Below are 17,472 nucleotides of genomic sequence, written 5' to 3'. Positions count from 1 at the left end.
GTAGAAGGTAGCGCTTGAGTATCGAGCATAGCGTGCAATGGGATGGACTCTACAAACCGTCTACGGTTTCATGAAAGATGCCATACCATTGTTTCAGAAGAACTTTTTCACCGGATACAAAAAAGGCCACTCTTTCGAGTAGCCTTTTTTGATGTTTGGTTGCGGGAGCCGGATTTGAACCGACGACCTTCGGGTTATGAGCCCGACGAGCTACCAGACTGCTCCATCCCGCGTCTGTGGGCGGCATTCTACAGTCCAGCGACGAGGTGTCAACCGTTAATGAGTCGATGGCTCAAATTAACGCTGATTTATTCAAAATCAAGGCCTTGCCACTTTCATTGTAGGAGCGAGCTTGCTCGCGAAAGGCGTCAACGATAACGCAGCGCTTCAGGTAGCCAGCGGTGTGTTGAAGTTTTTCGCGAGCAAGCTCGCTCCTACAGGGGAGGGAGGTAAAACAGGCGCGCACAAAAAAGGCCACTCTTTCGAGTAGCCTTTTTTGATGTTTGGTTGCGGGAGCCGGATTTGAACCGACGACCTTCGGGTTATGAGCCCGACGAGCTACCAGACTGCTCCATCCCGCGTCTGTGTGTCGGCATTCTACAGAGGATCGCGAGTGTGTCAACCCGAAAATAGAAGAAAAGCGCTTGTGGTTCAATCGGTTAGCTCTCCAAGGCGAACGTGGTAGGGGCGCGGAGCCAGTCGGGCCGAGGCTTTCAGCTCTATTGGAGGGCCGAATTCGATTGAGAAAACAAATTCATCTGCGATATTTCGTACCGCTCAGACAGAAGATTCAAACTACTGGTGCTATATACAGGGGTGAATGCGATACTGGCCACCCGTTGGTTCACACCCCGTTTATATGACGCAGCGCAAAATCATCCACGTCGACTGTGATTGCTTCTACGCCGCCATCGAGATGCGCGACGACCCGAGCCTGGCGCAAAAACCCTTGGCTGTCGGCGGCTCGGCAGACCGGCGGGGGGTGATCGCTACGTGCAATTATGAAGCGCGGGCGTATGGGGTGCGCTCGGCGATGTCATCCCGTCACGCGTTGAAGTTGTGCCCGGACCTGACGATCGTCAAGCCGCGGATGGATGCCTATAAAGAAGCATCGAAGGAAATCCAGACGATCTTTCGCGACTACACCGACTTGATCGAGCCGTTGTCGCTGGATGAAGCCTACCTCGACGTGTCCGACAGCCCGCACTTTGGCGGCAGTGCCACGCGCATCGCCCAGGACATTCGCCGGCGTGTCTCCAATCAATTGCACATCACCGTGTCTGCGGGCGTGGCGCCCAACAAGTTCCTGGCCAAGATCGCCAGCGACTGGAAAAAACCCAACGGCCTGTTTGTGATTACCCCGGACCAGGTCGAAGATTTCGTCTCCCAGTTGCGGGTGAGTAAGTTGCATGGGGTTGGCAAGGTCACTGCCGACAAGCTGGCGCGCCTGGGCATTGAAGATTGCCTGCAATTGCGGGAGTGGAACAAGCTGGCGCTGGTGCGCGAATTCGGCAGTTTTGGTGAGCGCCTCTGGAGCCTCGCCCGTGGGATCGATGACCGCGTGGTGCAGAACGACAGCCGGCGGCAATCGATCAGCGTGGAAAATACCTACGATGTGGACTTGCCGGATCTTTCAAGCTGCCTGGCAAAGCTGCCCGAGCTCATGGACACCCTGGCCGGGCGCATGGCGCGTATCGACAGCAGCTACCGGGCGGGCAAGCCGTTCGTGAAGGTCAAGTTTCATGACTTTACCCAGACCACTCTGGAGCAGGCCGGGGCAGGGCGGGACCTGGAGAGTTATCAACAGCTGATGACCCAGGCGTTCAACCGTGGTGGGAAGCCGGTGCGGTTGTTGGGGATTGGCGTGCGCTTGCTGGATTTGAGCAGCGGTAACGAACAGCTCGAGTTTTCCTGGTAAAAAAACCGGGTGCCCCCTGTAGGAGCGAGCTTGCTCGCGAAAAACGTCAACGATAACGCGTGTTTCCTGGAAGAACGCGGTGCCTGTGAGTTTTTCGCGAGCAAGCTCGCTCCTACAAAAAAACCTGGGCTCAGCGTGCGCCAGGGTCTGCGACTAACCGCCCGGCATCCTTGGCCAGCGCCTGCAAAAACTCCTGCTGCAACTCCGGGTCATTGCGTGTCAGTTCAATCAGGCTTTGCTCCAGTTCGCTGGCTTCTTCTTCCAGGCCCAGCTCCGAGAGGCGCTTGACCCGGTGTACCCACTGGTTGACTTCGTCGTCTTCCAAATCGTCGTAGATCAGGCCATGGGCTTCCAGCAATTTTCCGCGCAGGGTGCTGCTGATCGCCAGGGTCGAATCCGTGTGCACGTCGTCCTGGCCGTCTTCCACGCTGATCTTCAAAGTGGTGATGCGGTTCAGGTCCTGCTCGGCAAACGGACTGTCCAGCAGGTTCAGGCGCAGGACGCCGTCTCGGTCGGTGGTCAGTTCATGGGTCTGCTTGCCGGCGGTAACCTGTACCGGGCGTTCGCTCCAGGGCAGGCTCGAATACTCCAGGCGCTTGTCACGCTGGACTTCATCGATGCCCGCGAGGTTCTGCTGGGCACGGCCGTGGGATTGCACGTTCATGAACGGGTTAATGCCGTCCACGCCGTAGCTCAGCCAATCGCGGGTCATGCTGGCGGGCAGGTTGCCGAGGGCGAAGATGTTCACCACATTGGCCCCCGCGCCAGCCACCAGCGCCACGGCACCCAGGGGCATCTCGTAGAGTTTGCGCCAGGGCTGATAGGGCGTGTAGCGGTCGTAACGCCGAGTGACTTCGAATTCGGTAACTTCAAAGGTCTTTTGCTCGTGAATCCGAACCCGACGTTGCGGCAGCTCCAGCACTTTGGGCTCACCTACATCGATCTGCAGGCTGTGGTCGAGTAACTTACGCTCGACCCGCTCCTCGTGCTCACTGCGTTGCGACATCTGGTTGGCGCAGCCGCTGACCAGCAGGGCGCCGCACAAGGCGGCGCCCCCCAGGGCTCTGGTGTTTCGCTTGAACATGACTTCTCTTGATCTGGTTTTCAGCGACGAATACGCGCCTGAAGGAAAGACAGCACGTCAGCCACCGGCAACGGTTGGGCCTCGGCTTCGGTCCGGCTCTTGTATTCCAGATTGCCATCGGCCAGGCCGCGGTCACTGACCACGATCCGGTGGGGGATGCCAATCAGTTCCATGTCGGCGAACTTGATGCCCGGGCTGGTTTTCTTGTCCCGGTCATCGAGCAGCACTTCAAAACCGGCGGCCGTCAGTTCGGCATACAGTTTGTCGGTGGCTTCGCGCACTTGCTCGGTTTCATAGCGCAACGGCACCAGCGCAACCTGGAATGGAGCCAGGGCGTCGCTCCAGATGATGCCTTTCTCGTCGTTGTTCTGCTCGATGGCAGCGGCGACCACGCGGGACACACCAATGCCGTAGCAGCCCATGTCCAGGGTGATCGGCTTGCCGTTCTCGCCCAGCACTTCGCACTTCATCGCCTTGCTGTACTTGTTGCCCAGCTGGAAGATGTGCCCAACTTCGATGCCGCGCTTGATCTCCAGGGTGCCCTTGCCATCCGGGCTTGGGTCGCCGGCCACGACGTTGCGCAGGTCGGCCACGGTCGGAACCGGCAGGTCACGCTCCCAGTTCACGCCGAAGTAGTGCTTGTCGTCGATGTTCGCACCGATCCCGAAGTCGCTCATCAGCTCGACCGAACGGTCGATGATGATCGGCAGAGGCAGGTTCAGCGGGCCGAGGGAACCGGCGCCGGCGCCAATGGCGTCGCGTAGTTCGGCATCGGTGGCCATGACCAGCGGGCTGGCCACGCCAGGTTGCTGGGCCGCCTTGATTTCGTTGAGTTCGTGGTCACCACGGATCACCAGGGCGATCAGCTTGCCTTCTTCTTCGGCGCGCACGATCAGGGTCTTGATGGTCTTTTCAATCGGCAGATTGAATTTTTCCACCAGGGCCGCGATGGTCTTGGTGTCCGGAGTATCGACCAGGCGCAGTTCTTCGGCTGGCGCTGGGCGCGAGGTTTCCCGTGGGATGGCTTCGGCTTTCTCGATGTTTGCCGCGTAGTCGGAACCGTTGCTGAACGCGATGTCGTCTTCGCCGGATTCGGCCAGCACGTGGAATTCGTGGGAGCCGGCGCCGCCGATGGAGCCGTTGTCCGCTTCAACCGGGCGGAATTTCAGGCCCAGGCGCGTGAAGATGTTGCAGTAGGCCTGGTGCATGCGGTCGTAGGTCGCCTGCAGGGACGCCTGGTCGGCATGGAACGAATAGGCGTCCTTCATGATGAATTCACGGCCGCGCATCAAGCCGAAGCGTGGGCGGATTTCATCACGGAATTTGGTCTGGATCTGATACAGGTTCAGAGGCAGCTGTTTATAGCTGCTCAACTCGTTGCGCATCAGGTCGGTGATGACTTCTTCATGGGTCGGGCCGGCGCAGAAATCGCGGCCATGACGGTCCTTGAAGCGCAGCAGCTCGGGGCCGTACTCTTCCCAACGTCCGGATTCCTGCCACAGTTCAGCCGGTTGGGTGCTCGGCATCAACACTTCCAGAGAGCCGGCAGCGTTCATTTCTTCACGAACGATGGCTTCGACCTTGCGCATCACCTTCAAGCCCATGGGCAGCCAGGTGTACAGGCCGGAGGCCAGTTTGCGGATCATGCCGGCGCGCAGCATCAGCTGATGGCTGATCACAACCGCGTCGGAAGGCGTTTCTTTCTGTGTGGCGAGCAAATATTGACTGGTACGCATGGTAGGCCGTTGTCGGTTGCTTGGACTTGAAATGACTTGGGATTGTACGGGCGCTTGCTGCTGGAGTACAGGCGTGACATTGCGGGGGATCTGACTGACTGTGGAAGATCCAAATGTGGGAGGGGGCTTGCCCCCGATAGCAGGGTGTCAGGCGCTTATGTGTCACTGACCCACCGCTATCGGGGGCAAGCCCCCTCCCACAGTGTCAGTCTTCTTGCGGGGGATTCAACCGAATCCGCCGATTCTCCTGGAACCAGTGCAGGGCAATCAGGAACAGCGTCGGCACCCCCAGCAGGCAGGTGATCATAAAGAAGCTGTGATAGCCGAACTTCTCCACCATCACCCCCGAGTACCCGCCGATCAGGCGCGGCAGCAACAGCATGATCGAGCTGAGCAGCGCGTATTGGGTGGCGGAGAACTTGAGGTTGGTCAGGCTCGACAGGTAGGCGACAAAGGCAGAGGTGGCCAGGCCGGAGCTGAAGTTATCCAGGGAAATAGTGACGATCAGCATCTGCAGGTCGGGGCCCATGTCGGCGAGCATGACGAACAACAGATTGGTGCCGGCCGAGGCCACGCCACCGATGAACAGGATCGGCAGAATCCCGAACCGCACGATCAACAGGCCGCCCATGCCGGCGCCGAGCAGGGTCATGATCAGGCCGAAGATCTTGCTGACCCCGGCAATCTGGTCCTTGGTAAAACCCTGGTCGATATAGAAAACGTTGGCCATTACGCCCATGACGGTGTCGGACATGCGATAGGTGGCGATCAACCCGAGCAGCAGCAACGCCTGCCAGCGGTAGCGCAGGATAAAGTCGTTAACCGGCGTCAGCACCGGCGCCAGGCCACGGCGGCCCATGGCCGAGAGGCACAGGGCGGTGAGCAGGATATAGAGGATAGCGCGCAGGAAGGCACGGTCTTCCATTAGCAGTTCCCACAGGCTCACGCCCTGGAACAGCACGCTGGCGAAATCCGTGTTGTACAGCTGGGTAAACATGGCAGGCACCGACACCAGCAGCACAATCAGCACGAACACTGACGCCAACTGATGCACGAAGCTATAGCGCCCGGCCTGCAACTGGGTGCGCAGCGGCACGTTGGGTTCGCGCATCAACAGAGTGGTGAGCAGGGCCGGAACCATCAACACGCCGAACAGCACATAGGTGCCGGTCCAGGCCGAGTGCTTATAGTTGAAACCGGTGGAGCCGAAGCCTTCGGCAAAGAACAGCGCGCCGGCCGTGGCCAGCAGGGCAGCGATGCGATAACCGGACATATAGCTGGCGGCCAGGGCGGCCTGGCGGCTGTCGTCGGCGATTTCCAGGCGGTAGGCGTCGACGGCGATGTCCTGGGTGGCCGAGGCGAAGGCCACGACGACGGCAATGGCAATCAGCCAGGACAAGTGTTTTTGTGGGTCACAAAAGCCCATGCCGATCAATCCGAGGATCACCAGCGACTGGGAGAGCACCAGCCAGGAACGCCGGCGCCCGAGTTTACCGAGCAATGGCAGCCGCCATTGGTCGAGCAGCGGCGACCAGACCCATTTGAAGGCGTAGGCCAGCCCGATCAGGCTTGCATAACCGATGGTCTCGCGGGCCACACCCGCTTCACGCAGCCACACGGAAAGCGTCGAGAACACCAACATATAAGGCATGCCGGCAGCGAAACCGAGCAACAACAGCACTAACGTCGAGGGGCTGGCATAGGCGGCGAGCGCGGCGCGCCAGGTTTTACGGGGCATGGGCTGGAGTCTGCCTCAGATTTGCGGAAACAAAGCGCGCACTCTAACCGCTGTGCTCTACCGGGCGCCAGCCATGGCGCTGAATATCAACGCGATTGTTCAGGATGCTGACACCTTCGCTGCGTAAACGCGCACGTTGCTCGTCACCTGAGGCGCTGCCCACCGGCAGACTTATCCGACCACCGGCACCCAGCACCCGATGCCAGGGCAGTCGGGTGTCTGCGGGAAGCTGGCTCAGGGTACGCCCGACCCAGCGTGCGGCGCGCCCCAACCCGGCCAGGTGCGCCAACTCGCCGTAGCTTACGACGCAACCTGCGGGCACTTGCGCCAAGGTCAGGTACAGCGCGGTGCGGCGCATGTCGGCGGGGCTTTGCGGGGTGTCGGCAGGTTCATTCACTGTGGGTCTATCCGTTGAGAACGTCGGTGTTTTTGTAAGAAACGTCTGTAAACTTGGTGTCGCGTATTGAACTCAATATAAATAGTTGAGTCAGTTCAGGCTATCTCACACGATAGCGTCTTCCTTTCGCCAACCCCGAGCCCCGTATCTGCTTATGTTGTCCAGAACCCTGCTGTGCCTCGCTGTTCTCAGTGCTTCCACGCCCTTGCTCGCCGATACCGTCTGGTTGAAGAACGGTGACCGCCTGACCGGCAAGATCAAAGTCTTCGACGGCGGCAAGTTGCTGATCCAAACCAGCTACGGGGGCGCCATCCCGGTGGATTGGAAGCAGGTGAAAACCCTGGAGAGCGACCAGGAGTTGCTGGTCAAGCAGGACGCCTATGCCGGTGAAAAGGCCAAGTCCCTCAAGCCGGCGGAGGATGGCAAAGTCGTGCTGGCCAACGGCGAAGCGCCCAAGACCGTGGACTTGGCCAGTATCCAGCAAATCCTCAAGCCCAAGCCTGTGATCGAAGACCTGGTGTGGAAGGGCAACATCGACCTGGCGCTGGACTACAAGCGTGCCGACAAAGACACCAACGACTACGACGTCGACTTCAAGACCTCGGCCCGTCACGGCCAGTGGCGCCACACCGGCAAGGGCGAATACAACCGCGAATTCCAGGACGACGTCACCACCACCGACAACTGGGCGCTGGAATACGATCTGGACCGCTTCATCACCGAGCACTGGTTCTGGCAAGGCCGCCTGACCTACAAGCGCGACAAGGTTGAAGACCTGGCGCGCCAACGCACCGTCGGTACCGGCCCGGGCTATCAGTTCTGGGACGATGAACTGGGCGCGTTCTCCCTCGGCTCGCTGATCAACCGCACCGATTACGAATACGCCGATGGCGGCAAGGACAACTTCTATTCCCTGGCCATGAAGTGGAACTACAACCGCTACCTGGTAGGCAAGACCGTGGAATTCTTCACCAACGGCGAGCTGGGCAAGCCGATCGACGGTCCGGCCGAGTATTCCCTGGATGCCGAGATGGGCCTGCGCTACAAGGTCACCGAATGGGCCTCGCTCAATCTCAAGGCCGAGCGCGACGTCATCAGCGGCGATTCCGACAGCAGCCTGAGCAAGACCCGCTACACCGCAGGGTTTGGCGTGGCCTGGTAACGCGGCATCGAGCACCCTGGCAACCTGCGCGGATATTGATTACCTTGTGTTGAGATCCATTCCCATATGCCATGGGCGGCGAAACAACCCAGGAGTCATACATTGAGCGCGCACGTTGCCAGGAACGCCCGAGAGCTGTTGCTCAAGGAATACCGTGGGGCCTTGGCCACACAATCCAAAGCCATGCCCGGTTTTCCCTTCGGTTCGGTCGTGCCGTACTGCCTCGACGAGCAGGGCCACCCGCTGATCCTGATCAGCCGCATCGCCCAGCACACCCACAACCTGCAGAACGACCCCAAGTGTTCGTTGCTGGTGGGTGAGCGCGAAGCGGCCGATGTGCAGGCCGTCGGACGCCTGACCTACCTGGCGCAAGCCCGGAAGCTGGAAGACGAAGCCGCCATCGACGCCGCTGCCGAGCGCTACTACCGCTACTTCCCGGACTCGGCCAACTACCACAAGGCCCACGATTTCGATTTCTGGGTGCTCCAGCCGGTGCGCCACCGGTATATCGGCGGGTTCGGCGCGATCCACTGGGTCGACCACCTGACCTTGGCCAATCCGTTCGCGGGCAACGCCGAACGCAGCATGATCGAACACATGAACAGCGATCACGCCAAGGCCATCGCCCATTACGTCAACCTTGCTGGTTTACCGACGACCGAGCCTGCGCAACTGGCCGGCATCGACAGCGAAGGCATGCACCTGCGTGTCGGCCAGTCGCTGCACTGGCTGCCGTTTGGCGAACCTTGCAACACGCCGACACAAGTACGCGAAGCCTTGGTTTCATTGGCTCACGCCGAATCCTGGCCGAAAAAATCAGACGTTAGTGCTTGAATTCACGAAAAGGCGACGTCATCTAAGGTGAACTAGCAAGGCATTCTTGCGTTGAGGAACCATTTGATGCGCCCTTTTTTGTTGCTTTTTCTCTTGTTCCCGGTGCTGGAGCTGTTCGTATTCGTCCAAGTCAGCGGTGCGATTGGATTTTTCCCGGCTCTGCTGCTGATCATTCTCGGCTCGATGCTCGGCGTGCTGGTGCTGCGCGTCGCCGGGCTGGCGACGGCACTGCGTGCCCGTGAAAGCCTGAACCGCGGTGAGCTGCCCGCCCAGACCATGCTCGAAGGCCTGATGATGGCCCTGGCCGGTGGCCTGTTGATCCTGCCGGGTTTCATCAGCGACGTGGTGGGCCTGGTCATGCTGCTGCCGGTCACGCGCAAATTGCTGGCCGGCAAGATGCGCCAGCGTGCCGAAGAAGCGGCCCTGCGCCAGCGTGCTTTTGCCGACGACCTGCAACCCCGTGGCGGCCCGGCCCCGCGCCAGCCCTTGGGGCGTGAAGGCGATGTGATCGAAGGCGAATTCGAACACCGCGACAACAAATAACCGCTTCACCGGCACGGCACCTTCGGGTGCCGTGTTGCATTCATCCTTGAGTCAATCCAAAAAAATTTCCGGCGCTGGCCCTTGTAATAAGCCTGGGCGCCCTTATGTAACGGTCACCGCAAGGTTTCTGGTGGTGACACTAGACAGACTTCCGCGGTTCGCCCAGCGAGCCGCGACCGGCACCGCCGGAATTTAACCCGCCGGAATTGATACCGGCCGATGAAAAACACAATTAGGAGAGATCGACAATGAAGCTTCGTCCTCTGCATGACCGCGTCGTCATCCGTCGCAGTGAAGAAGAAAAGAAAACCGCCGGCGGGATCGTCCTGCCAGGTTCGGCTGCTGAAAAAGCCAACCACGGTGTGATTCTTGCTGCGGGTCCAGGCAAGGCTCTGGAAAACGGTGAAGTACGTGCGCTGGCCGTGAAAGTGGGTGACAAGGTTGTTTTCGGCCCTTACTCCGGCAGCAACACTGTGAAAATCGACGGCGAAGACCTGCTGGTAATGGCTGAGAACGAAATTCTCGCCGTACTGGAAGACTGATTTCCCCGCTCATTTTCCGTTTACTCCAAAGTATTTAAGGAATATCGATCATGGCTGCTAAAGAAGTTAAATTCGGCGACTCCGCCCGCAAAAAAATGCTCACCGGTGTCAACGTCCTGGCTGACGCAGTAAAAGCGACCCTGGGCCCGAAAGGCCGTAACGTGATCATCGAGAAGAGCTTCGGCGCTCCGACCATCACCAAGGACGGCGTTTCCGTCGCCAAAGAAATCGAACTGGAAGACCGTTTCGAAAACATGGGCGCGCAGCTGGTCAAAGACGTTGCCTCCCGTGCCAACGATGACGCCGGTGACGGCACCACCACCGCGACCGTACTGGCTCAGGCCATCGTCAACGAAGGCTACAAGGCCGTCGCTGCCGGCATGAACCCAATGGACCTCAAGCGCGGTATCGACAAGGCGACCATCGCCATCGTTGCCGAGCTGAAAAACCTGTCCAAGCCATGCGCTGACACCAAGGCTATCGCTCAGGTAGGTACCATCTCCGCCAACTCCGACAGCTCCATCGGCGACATCATTGCCGAAGCCATGGAAAAAGTCGGCAAAGAAGGCGTGATCACCGTTGAAGAAGGCTCGGGCCTGGAAAACGAACTGTCGGTTGTAGAAGGCATGCAGTTCGACCGTGGCTACCTGTCCCCGTACTTCGTCAACAAGCCAGACACCATGGTTGCTGAGCTGGACAGCCCGCTGATCCTGCTGGTCGACAAAAAGATCTCCAACATCCGCGAAATGCTGCCAGTGCTGGAAGCCGTTGCCAAAGCCGGCCGCCCATTGCTGATCGTTTCCGAAGACGTTGAAGGCGAAGCCCTGGCGACTCTGGTTGTGAACAACATGCGTGGCATCGTCAAGGTTGCAGCCGTCAAGGCTCCAGGCTTCGGCGACCGTCGCAAGGCCATGCTGCAGGACATCGCCGTATTGACCGGCGGTACCGTTATCTCCGAAGAGATCGGCCTGAGCCTGGAAAGCGCCACCCTGGAAAACCTGGGTAGCGCCAAGCGTGTAACCATCTCCAAGGAAAACACCATCATCGTTGACGGTGCTGGCGTTGAAGGTGACATCGAGTCGCGTATCGCTCAGATCCGCGCTCAAGTAGCCGAGACTTCCTCGGACTACGACCGTGAAAAACTGCAAGAGCGTCTGGCCAAGCTGTCCGGCGGCGTTGCAGTGATCAAGGTTGGCGCCGGTTCCGAAGTCGAAATGAAAGAGAAGAAGGCCCGCGTTGAAGACGCCCTGCACGCAACCCGTGCAGCCGTTGAAGAAGGCGTGGTACCTGGCGGTGGCGTTGCGCTGATCCGTGCTCTGGAAGCCCTGACCAACCTGACCGGCGACAACGCTGACCAGAACGTTGGTATCGCTGTACTGCGTCGTGCCGTTGAAGCACCGCTGCGCCAGATCGCTGCCAACTCCGGCGACGAGCCAAGCGTTGTGGTCAACGAAGTCAAGAACGGCAAAGGTAACTACGGTTACAACGCTGCGACTGGCGTCTACGGCGACATGATCGAAATGGGCATCCTGGACCCAACCAAGGTGACGCGTTCCGCGCTGCAAGCGGCAGCCTCCATCGGCGGCCTGATCCTGACCACCGAAGCTGCAATCGCCGACAAGCCTAAGGCTGAAGGCGCTGGCGGCGGCGGTATGCCAGACATGGGCGGCATGGGTGGTATGGGCGGCATGATGTAAGCCAGCCTTACCCGGCTACTGAAAAACCCCGCCTGCAGTGATGCAGGCGGGGTTTTTTATGGATGTTGCGCAAGCCGTCAACGGGACGTGGCGGGCTTCGATGGCCGGTACAACAGTAGGCAATACATGCCCAGGCAGATCAGCCAGCAAAATATCGCCGTCCAGATGTTGTGGGAAAAAAAGTGCGCCCCTTGCAGCATGCGGCTCACTGAAAACACGCTGCCCAAGCCCACCGCGAAGATAAACGCGTTGCGCGCCATGCGTGGCCGCCGATCCCGCAGGGCAAAAAACCAAGCGAACAAGGCAAACCCGGTTGCCGCATGTCCGCCGGGCCAGCAGCGACCGGGTTTATCGGTCGGCGGGCGAGGGCTAAGCAGTTCGCTGTAAATTTCCTGGCCACCGAATTCCTTGAGGCTCCAGGGGCATTGCACTGCGGTAATGGTCTTCAACGGCGCCACGAAAGCCGTCGCCATTGCCAGGGACAGCACCAGGCAGACCAGTTCGCGGCGGTAGGGCTTGAGTCGCTGCAGGATGAAACTGCCCACCAGCCCGAGAATCGCCAGTACCGAAAACAGGATCACCAGTTGCTTGGCGCGATCATGCAGGATGTCTTCGAGAAAGAAGCTATAGCGGCCGATGAAGCCGCCTTGCTCGGCATCGTAGAAGCGTTTGGCCAGGTCCATGTCCAGCGAGGTCAGCTGCAGAAGCAGCAAGACCAATGCGGCGCCGACGGGGAGGCACAGACACAGCCAAAAATTAAGCGGTTTAGAAACGGGTAGGGAGGCGGGGGGCTTCATGACGAACCTTGGTAAAAAACGTCCCGTACTCACTCGCACGGGACGTTTTGATTAGCGTGTGCTCAGGGCTGGGGCCTCTTCCTTGGGGGCTCTCCAACTCAGCAGTTGTTGCTTGTAGTCGTAGCTGGCGGCTTGGTAATAGGTGATCGCCCGCTGGATCAACGGGTCGTCGCTGCCGGCGCGCAGTTCCTGGCTGTCCCCCAGCGCCTGGTCATGACGACGCAGGCCTTTGCGCGGGCTGAGAATCGCCAGGTTCGTGCCGTCAAAAAGGCCAAGGTGCTGGTAGTTGCCGACCACCACGCGCGGTGGCAGCGGGTTATCTTGCAACAGGTTGCGGCCAAAGAATGTCGATTCGTAGCTCAGGTTGATCAAGCCCAGCAGCGTCGGCGCCAGGTCGATCTGGCTGGCCAGTTGCGCGGTTTCCCGGGCGTCGATCAGCTTCGGTGCATAGATGAACAGGGGGATCTGGTAGTTGGTGATGGGCAAGTCTTCCTTGCCTGCACTGCCGGCGGTGTGGTCGGCGACGAACACGAAGATCGTGTTATCGAACCAGGGCTTCTGGCGCGCCGCGTCGAGGAACTGGCCGATGGCGTAGTCGGTGTATTTCACCGCGCCGTCACGGCCCTTGCCGGATTTGATATCGATACGCCCGTCCGGGTAGGTGTAGGGACGGTGGTTGGAGGTGGTCATCAACTGCAGCAAAAACGGCTGCTGCTTGGCGTAGTCGGCATCGGCCAGATTCAGGGTTTGTTTGTACAGGTCCTCGTCGGCCATGCCCCAGGCGTTTTTAAACGAGATTTGCGCTTCGGGCACGCTGCTCTGGTCGACGACGCGATAGCCATTGCCGCTGAAAAACGCATTCATATTGTCGAAGTAACCGCGCCCGCCGTAGACGAACACGCTGTCGTAGCCAATGGCGGAAAGCTGCTGCCCCAGGCTGGCGAAACCGCTTTCGCGGCCGATGCGCTTGACGATAGAGCGCCCAGGCGTAGGAGGAACCGCCAGGGTGATGGCTTCCAGGCCACGGTCGGTACGCGTACCGGTGGCATAGAAGTTATTGAAGTACAGGCTCTGTTGGCGCAGCGCATCGAGGTTGGGCGTGAGGTGGCGCTCGTCGCCGTTGCTGCCCATGTATTTGGCGCTGAAGCTCTCGATGGTGACCAGCACGATATTGGGCTTGCGCAGGGTTCCGGGGTTGGTGATGGCGCGGCGGATATCCAGGGGGTCCTGGTCGATGAAACGGGCGTTAGGTTCGCTGAGTTCGGCGCGCAATTGCTTGGCGATCACATCGGTTGGCAGGCTTTTGTAGAACTGCGTGTAATCCAGTTCGTTGTTACGGAACGCGGCAAAGAACTGATAAGGGCCATTGCTGGCCAGTTCGTTTTTGTAGGCGTTGCCACCTTGGGTGCGCGGGCTGTCCTGGCTGATCAATTGCAGGCTGAGGCCGGCGACCACCAGCAAGGCCACTGCATTCACCAACCGGCCACGCAGCGCCGGCAGGGGCGCGGCCATCGCGGCGTTGAAGGGCTTGCGCAGGGCCACGCTGAGGATCAGCGCGAGCATCGCCAAAAGGCTGAGCAGCTTGCCGATCGGGTAGGACTCCAGCAGGTTGTTCAACACCTCATCGGAGTACACCAGGTAATCAACGGCGATAAAGTTGAAGCGCACGCCGAATTCATCCCAGAACAGCCATTCGGCCACCGACGTGAACAGCATCGCGAACAGGCTCACCGTGAGCAGCGCTTGCAGGAACCAGCGATGACCGCGGCGGCGCCACAGCGCCGGCGGGCACAGCAACAGGTACAGCCCCAGCGGTAACGCCGCGTAGGCCAGGAAGCCGAGGTCGTAGAGCAAGCCCACGCCGAACACCGGCAGCAGGTTACCGCCGACTTCATCCAGGTGAGTGATGAGCAGCACGCTGCGGGTCAACAGGAAAACAACCAGCCAGGCGCCGGTTATCAACAGCAGATAGCGCACAGGCGCAGTTTTGGGGAGCCCCATGTCAAATTTCCTTTTATCAATGGCGGCGATCTTCGCGCTGACACTGTAGTCAGTTTGTGAAGCTATAGTGAAAAACTCGTTTGGCTGCCCAATCAGTTGAAAACCTTTATCGACGGGGCTCGCCGCTCTATCCCTGAGCCGCACTTGGCCTTAAGCTGCGCGAGCCAACACGGCCGTTACCGCGTACGGAGACACTGCCCATGCGAATTTTATTGGTTGAAGACAACCGCGATATTCTGGCCAACTTGGCCGATTACCTGGGGCTCAAAGGCTACACAGTGGACTGTGCGCAGGACGGTTTGTCGGGCCTGCACCTGGCCGCCACCGAGCATTACGACTTGATCGTGCTCGACATCATGCTGCCCGGCATCGATGGCTACACCCTGTGCAAACGCCTGCGTGAAGATGCACGCCGCGACACGCCAGTGATCATGCTCACCGCCCGCGACCAGTTGGATGACCGGCTGCAGGGCTTCAAGTCCGGGGCCGATGACTACCTGCTCAAGCCGTTCGCCTTGTCCGAACTGGCCGCCCGCATCGAAGCGGTTCTGCGCCGGGCCCAGGGTGGCGGGCGGCGTGTGTTGCAAGTGGGCGACCTGCATTACGACCTCGACACCCTGGAGGTCACGCGCGAAGGGCGCATGCTCAAGCTCAACCCGGTCGGCCTGAAGCTGCTGGCAGTGTTGATGCAGAAAAGCCCGCACGTATTGCGTCGGGAAATCCTCGAAGAAGCCTTGTGGGGCGATGATTGCCCGGACAGCGACAGCCTGCGCAGCCACGTCCACCAATTGCGCCAAGTGATCGACAAACCTTTCGCCAAGCCGCTGCTGCAAACGGTGCACGGTGTGGGTTATCGCCTCGCCGAGGGACGTGATGGAGTTTAAGCAAAGCCTTGCCCAGCGGATCATCATCGCCTTTGCCTTGATGAGCGCGTTGGTGGCGGGGGCTTTCGCCATGGGCATCGTCGCGACGGTGCACCTGGTGGAAGAGAAGTTGATTTCGGCGGGCCTGGGCGGCGATCTGCAACGGCTGCTGTTGATGGACAGCATGGAAGACTGGCGACACCGGCCGGAGCCTGACCAGTTGTTTTATTTCAGCGGCGGCCCCGGCGATTTCGAGCTGCCCAAGGACCTGCGGCATCTGGACCCAGGCTTTCATGAAGTGTTTCGCGAGTCGCTGTCGTACCACGCCATGGTCGAAGTGATCGATGGCCGACGTTATGTGCTGCTGCAGGACCAAAGCGATTTCGAAGAGCGCGAGCGCGTCCTGTTTGCCGTGGTGCTGGTGGGCTTCGTGCTCAGCCTGGCGCTGGCGGTGTTCCTCGGCTGGGTGCTGGCGCGCAAGGTGATGGCGCCGGTGGTACGGCTGGCGCGTCAGGTGCGCCATCGCGACCAGTTGCTCGGGCTTGCCCCGCCTCTGGCGCCGGATTATGCCGCCGACGAAGTGGGCGAGTTGGCGGTGGCGTTCGATGCCACCCTGGGTCGCTTGCGCCAGGCGCTGTCTCGCGAGCAATTGTTTACCAGCGATGTGAGCCATGAGTTGCGCACACCCTTGATGGTGCTGGCCAGTTCCTGCGAGCTGCTGCTGGAAAACCCGGCAATCGATCAACGGGGGCGTAACCAGGTCCAGCGAATCGCCCGGGCCTGTGAAGAAATGCGCGAGCTGGTGCAGACCTTCCTGATGCTGGCCCGTGCCCAGCATGACGATGCCGCCATGTCGGCCCAGGTCAACCTGACACAGGTGGCTGAGGACCTGATCGGGATCTGGCGCGGGCCCATCGAGCAAAAGGGCCTTGAACTGATCTACTGCCCAGGCAATCCGCTGGACACACGCTACAACACGACCTTCCTGCATGCGGTGATGGGCAATCTGTTGCGCAATGCACTGCATTACACCGAGCAAGGGTTTATCCGCCTCACCCTGGAGCCCAGCGGTTTTGTGGTGGAGGATACCGGTGTGGGCATTCCTGAAGACAAGCGTGAGGCGATGTTCGAGCCGTTTGTGCGGGGCAGCGAGAAGCGCGGCGAGGGGCTAGGGTTGGGCTTGTCGCTGGTGCAGCGCATCTGTGAGAACCAAGGCTGGAGCGTGACCCTGAGCACCATGGAGCCCAATGGTTGCCGTTTTCATGTCGAATTGGATCAAGTCAAAACCTGACCGCTCAGTCTGACAATTTGCTGCTGCACGACGCCGGTTTTTCAGCGAAGATGGCCCGATGCTACTGAATGTTTCTGTAAAGTCTTGAAATGTATGCAATTGGACAGGACAAGTTTTTCACAACGAGTTGACTTGTTGATCACAGTTCGCTGCTTAGGGTTGTAGGCATCAGTAATTGGAGATGTAAGATGCCTTCGCCGATCAAGTTAGAGTTTTCTGAAAAGTACGACGATAACCACGCTCACCGCTATTTGCTCAAGCATCAGGACAATCTGGCCCGCCGGTGGTCCCACAAACGCGACGAGCAGCTGGCGCGCGCTGCGCTGGCCATGGCCGGTGAGCCAAGCCTGGTATTGGACTTGCCGTGTGGTGCCGGTCGGTTTTGGCCGTTGCTGGCCGAGAAACCCAACCGCGTGATCATCGGGGCCGACAATTCGGCGTCGATGTTGAAGGTCGCCACGGTGGCCCAACCCCCGGAAGTGGTGAAACGGGTACGTCCTTTGCAGACATCTGCCTTTGATATCGATTTGCCAGATAATTCGGTCGACAGTATTTTCTGCATGCGCCTGATGCACCACATCGGTGACCCAGCGCACAGGATGACAATACTGCGGGAGTTTCAACGTGTTACCCGTGACAGCGTGATTATCTCGCTGTGGGTGGATGGCAATTTCAAGGCGTGGAAGCGTAAGCGCGCCGAAGTGCGTCGTCGTAAGAAAGGTGAGCAGGAAGGTTACCAAAACCGGTTTGTGTTACCGGCTGCTACTGTCGAGGCAGAATTCGAGCAGGCCGGTTTCCGGGTTCAGGAATCCCTGGACTTCATGCCGCTCTACGCCATGTGGCGAGTCTATGTATTGCGTAAGAGGTAA

At 59.6% G+C, this 17,472-nt stretch carries 15 protein-coding genes and 2 tRNA genes; 9 read left to right on the top strand and 8 right to left on the bottom strand.

Annotated features, from left to right (window positions below; translation table 11 throughout):
* Window positions 1–156 precede the first annotated feature (156 nt).
* Both C4J89_RS21320 and C4J89_RS21315 read right to left on the bottom strand, forming a co-directional pair.
* Window positions 157–233: transfer RNA gene (locus C4J89_RS21320), tRNA-Met, on the bottom strand.
* 271 nt (window positions 234–504) lie between these two features.
* Window positions 505–581 (bottom strand) — tRNA-Met (locus tag C4J89_RS21315).
* A 278-nt stretch (window positions 582–859) separates the two neighbouring features.
* On the opposite strand from C4J89_RS21315, the gene dinB reads away from it, so the two are divergent.
* A complete protein-coding gene (gene dinB, locus C4J89_RS21310; protein ID WP_124371739.1) occupies window positions 860–1,918 on the top strand; it encodes a DNA polymerase IV in 1,059 nt (352 codons plus the stop codon).
* A 130-nt stretch (window positions 1,919–2,048) separates the two neighbouring features.
* Here the strand turns inward: dinB and C4J89_RS21305 are convergent, their stop codons facing one another.
* The 4 genes from C4J89_RS21305 to C4J89_RS21290 form a co-directional block, all read right to left on the bottom strand.
* On the bottom strand, window positions 2,049–3,002 hold the full coding sequence (locus C4J89_RS21305) for a hypothetical protein (protein WP_124364247.1): 954 nt from the start codon (window positions 3,000–3,002) through the stop codon (window positions 2,049–2,051).
* Window positions 3,003–3,022: 20 nt separating this feature from the next.
* Window positions 3,023–4,738: a proline--tRNA ligase gene (locus C4J89_RS21300; protein ID WP_124364246.1), complete on the bottom strand. Its 1,716-nt coding sequence runs from the start codon at window positions 4,736–4,738 to the stop codon at window positions 3,023–3,025.
* A 205-nt stretch (window positions 4,739–4,943) separates the two neighbouring features.
* Window positions 4,944–6,476 carry an AmpG family muropeptide MFS transporter gene (locus C4J89_RS21295; RefSeq protein WP_124364245.1) on the bottom strand — a complete coding sequence of 511 codons (1,533 nt, stop codon included), beginning with the start codon at window positions 6,474–6,476 and terminating at the stop codon, window positions 4,944–4,946.
* A 43-nt stretch (window positions 6,477–6,519) separates the two neighbouring features.
* Window positions 6,520–6,834 carry an MGMT family protein gene (locus C4J89_RS21290; RefSeq protein ID WP_256657927.1) on the bottom strand — a complete coding sequence of 105 codons (315 nt, stop codon included), beginning with the start codon at window positions 6,832–6,834 and terminating at the stop codon, window positions 6,520–6,522.
* Between the two features lie 193 nt (window positions 6,835–7,027).
* Here C4J89_RS21290 and C4J89_RS21285 point away from each other — a divergent pair, with 193 nt between their 5' ends.
* From C4J89_RS21285 to groL, 5 genes are all read left to right on the top strand, one after another.
* Window positions 7,028–8,035 carry a DUF481 domain-containing protein gene (locus C4J89_RS21285; protein ID WP_124415511.1) on the top strand — a complete coding sequence of 336 codons (1,008 nt, stop codon included), beginning with the start codon at window positions 7,028–7,030 and terminating at the stop codon, window positions 8,033–8,035.
* Window positions 8,036–8,137: 102 nt separating this feature from the next.
* On the top strand, window positions 8,138–8,869 hold the full coding sequence (locus C4J89_RS21280; protein WP_124415510.1) for a HugZ family protein: 732 nt from the start codon (window positions 8,138–8,140) through the stop codon (window positions 8,867–8,869).
* 66 nt (window positions 8,870–8,935) lie between these two features.
* Window positions 8,936–9,412, top strand: a complete 477-nt coding sequence (locus C4J89_RS21275; protein WP_124364241.1) for an FxsA family protein — start codon at window positions 8,936–8,938, stop codon at window positions 9,410–9,412.
* Window positions 9,413–9,660: 248 nt separating this feature from the next.
* A complete protein-coding gene (locus C4J89_RS21270) occupies window positions 9,661–9,954 on the top strand; it encodes a co-chaperone GroES (RefSeq protein WP_124364240.1) in 294 nt (97 codons plus the stop codon).
* A gap of 50 nt (window positions 9,955–10,004) precedes the next feature.
* Window positions 10,005–11,651 (top strand): chaperonin GroEL, encoded by a 1,647-nt coding sequence (gene groL / locus C4J89_RS21265; protein WP_065887544.1) that lies wholly within the window; start codon window positions 10,005–10,007, stop codon window positions 11,649–11,651.
* A 77-nt stretch (window positions 11,652–11,728) separates the two neighbouring features.
* On the opposite strand, the gene C4J89_RS21260 is transcribed toward groL, so the two are convergent.
* Window positions 11,729–12,448 (bottom strand): phosphatase PAP2 family protein, encoded by a 720-nt coding sequence (locus C4J89_RS21260; protein ID WP_124415509.1) that lies wholly within the window; start codon window positions 12,446–12,448, stop codon window positions 11,729–11,731.
* Window positions 12,449–12,499: 51 nt separating this feature from the next.
* Complete coding sequence (locus C4J89_RS21255) at window positions 12,500–14,449, bottom strand: LTA synthase family protein (RefSeq protein WP_124415508.1); 1,950 nt, start codon at window positions 14,447–14,449, stop codon at window positions 12,500–12,502.
* A gap of 200 nt (window positions 14,450–14,649) precedes the next feature.
* Between C4J89_RS21255 and colR the strand changes: the two genes are divergently transcribed.
* The 3 genes from colR to C4J89_RS21240 all read left to right on the top strand — a co-directional run bounded on the left by colR (window position 14,650) and on the right by C4J89_RS21240 (window position 17,472).
* Entirely contained in the window at window positions 14,650–15,333 is a 684-nt protein-coding gene (colR, locus tag C4J89_RS21250; protein WP_124364237.1) for a two-component system response regulator ColR, read from the top strand.
* A complete protein-coding gene (locus C4J89_RS21245; protein ID WP_124364236.1) occupies window positions 15,323–16,603 on the top strand; it encodes a HAMP domain-containing sensor histidine kinase in 1,281 nt (426 codons plus the stop codon). The genes colR and C4J89_RS21245 overlap by 11 nt, the downstream gene beginning before the upstream one ends.
* A gap of 188 nt (window positions 16,604–16,791) precedes the next feature.
* Window positions 16,792–17,472, top strand: a complete 681-nt coding sequence (locus C4J89_RS21240; RefSeq protein ID WP_124364235.1) for a class I SAM-dependent methyltransferase — start codon at window positions 16,792–16,794, stop codon at window positions 17,470–17,472.

This window comes from Pseudomonas sp. R4-35-07, assembly GCF_003852235.1.
GTDB lineage: Bacteria > Pseudomonadota > Gammaproteobacteria > Pseudomonadales > Pseudomonadaceae > Aquipseudomonas.
This window is presented reverse-complemented; position numbering and strand designations above follow the sequence as displayed.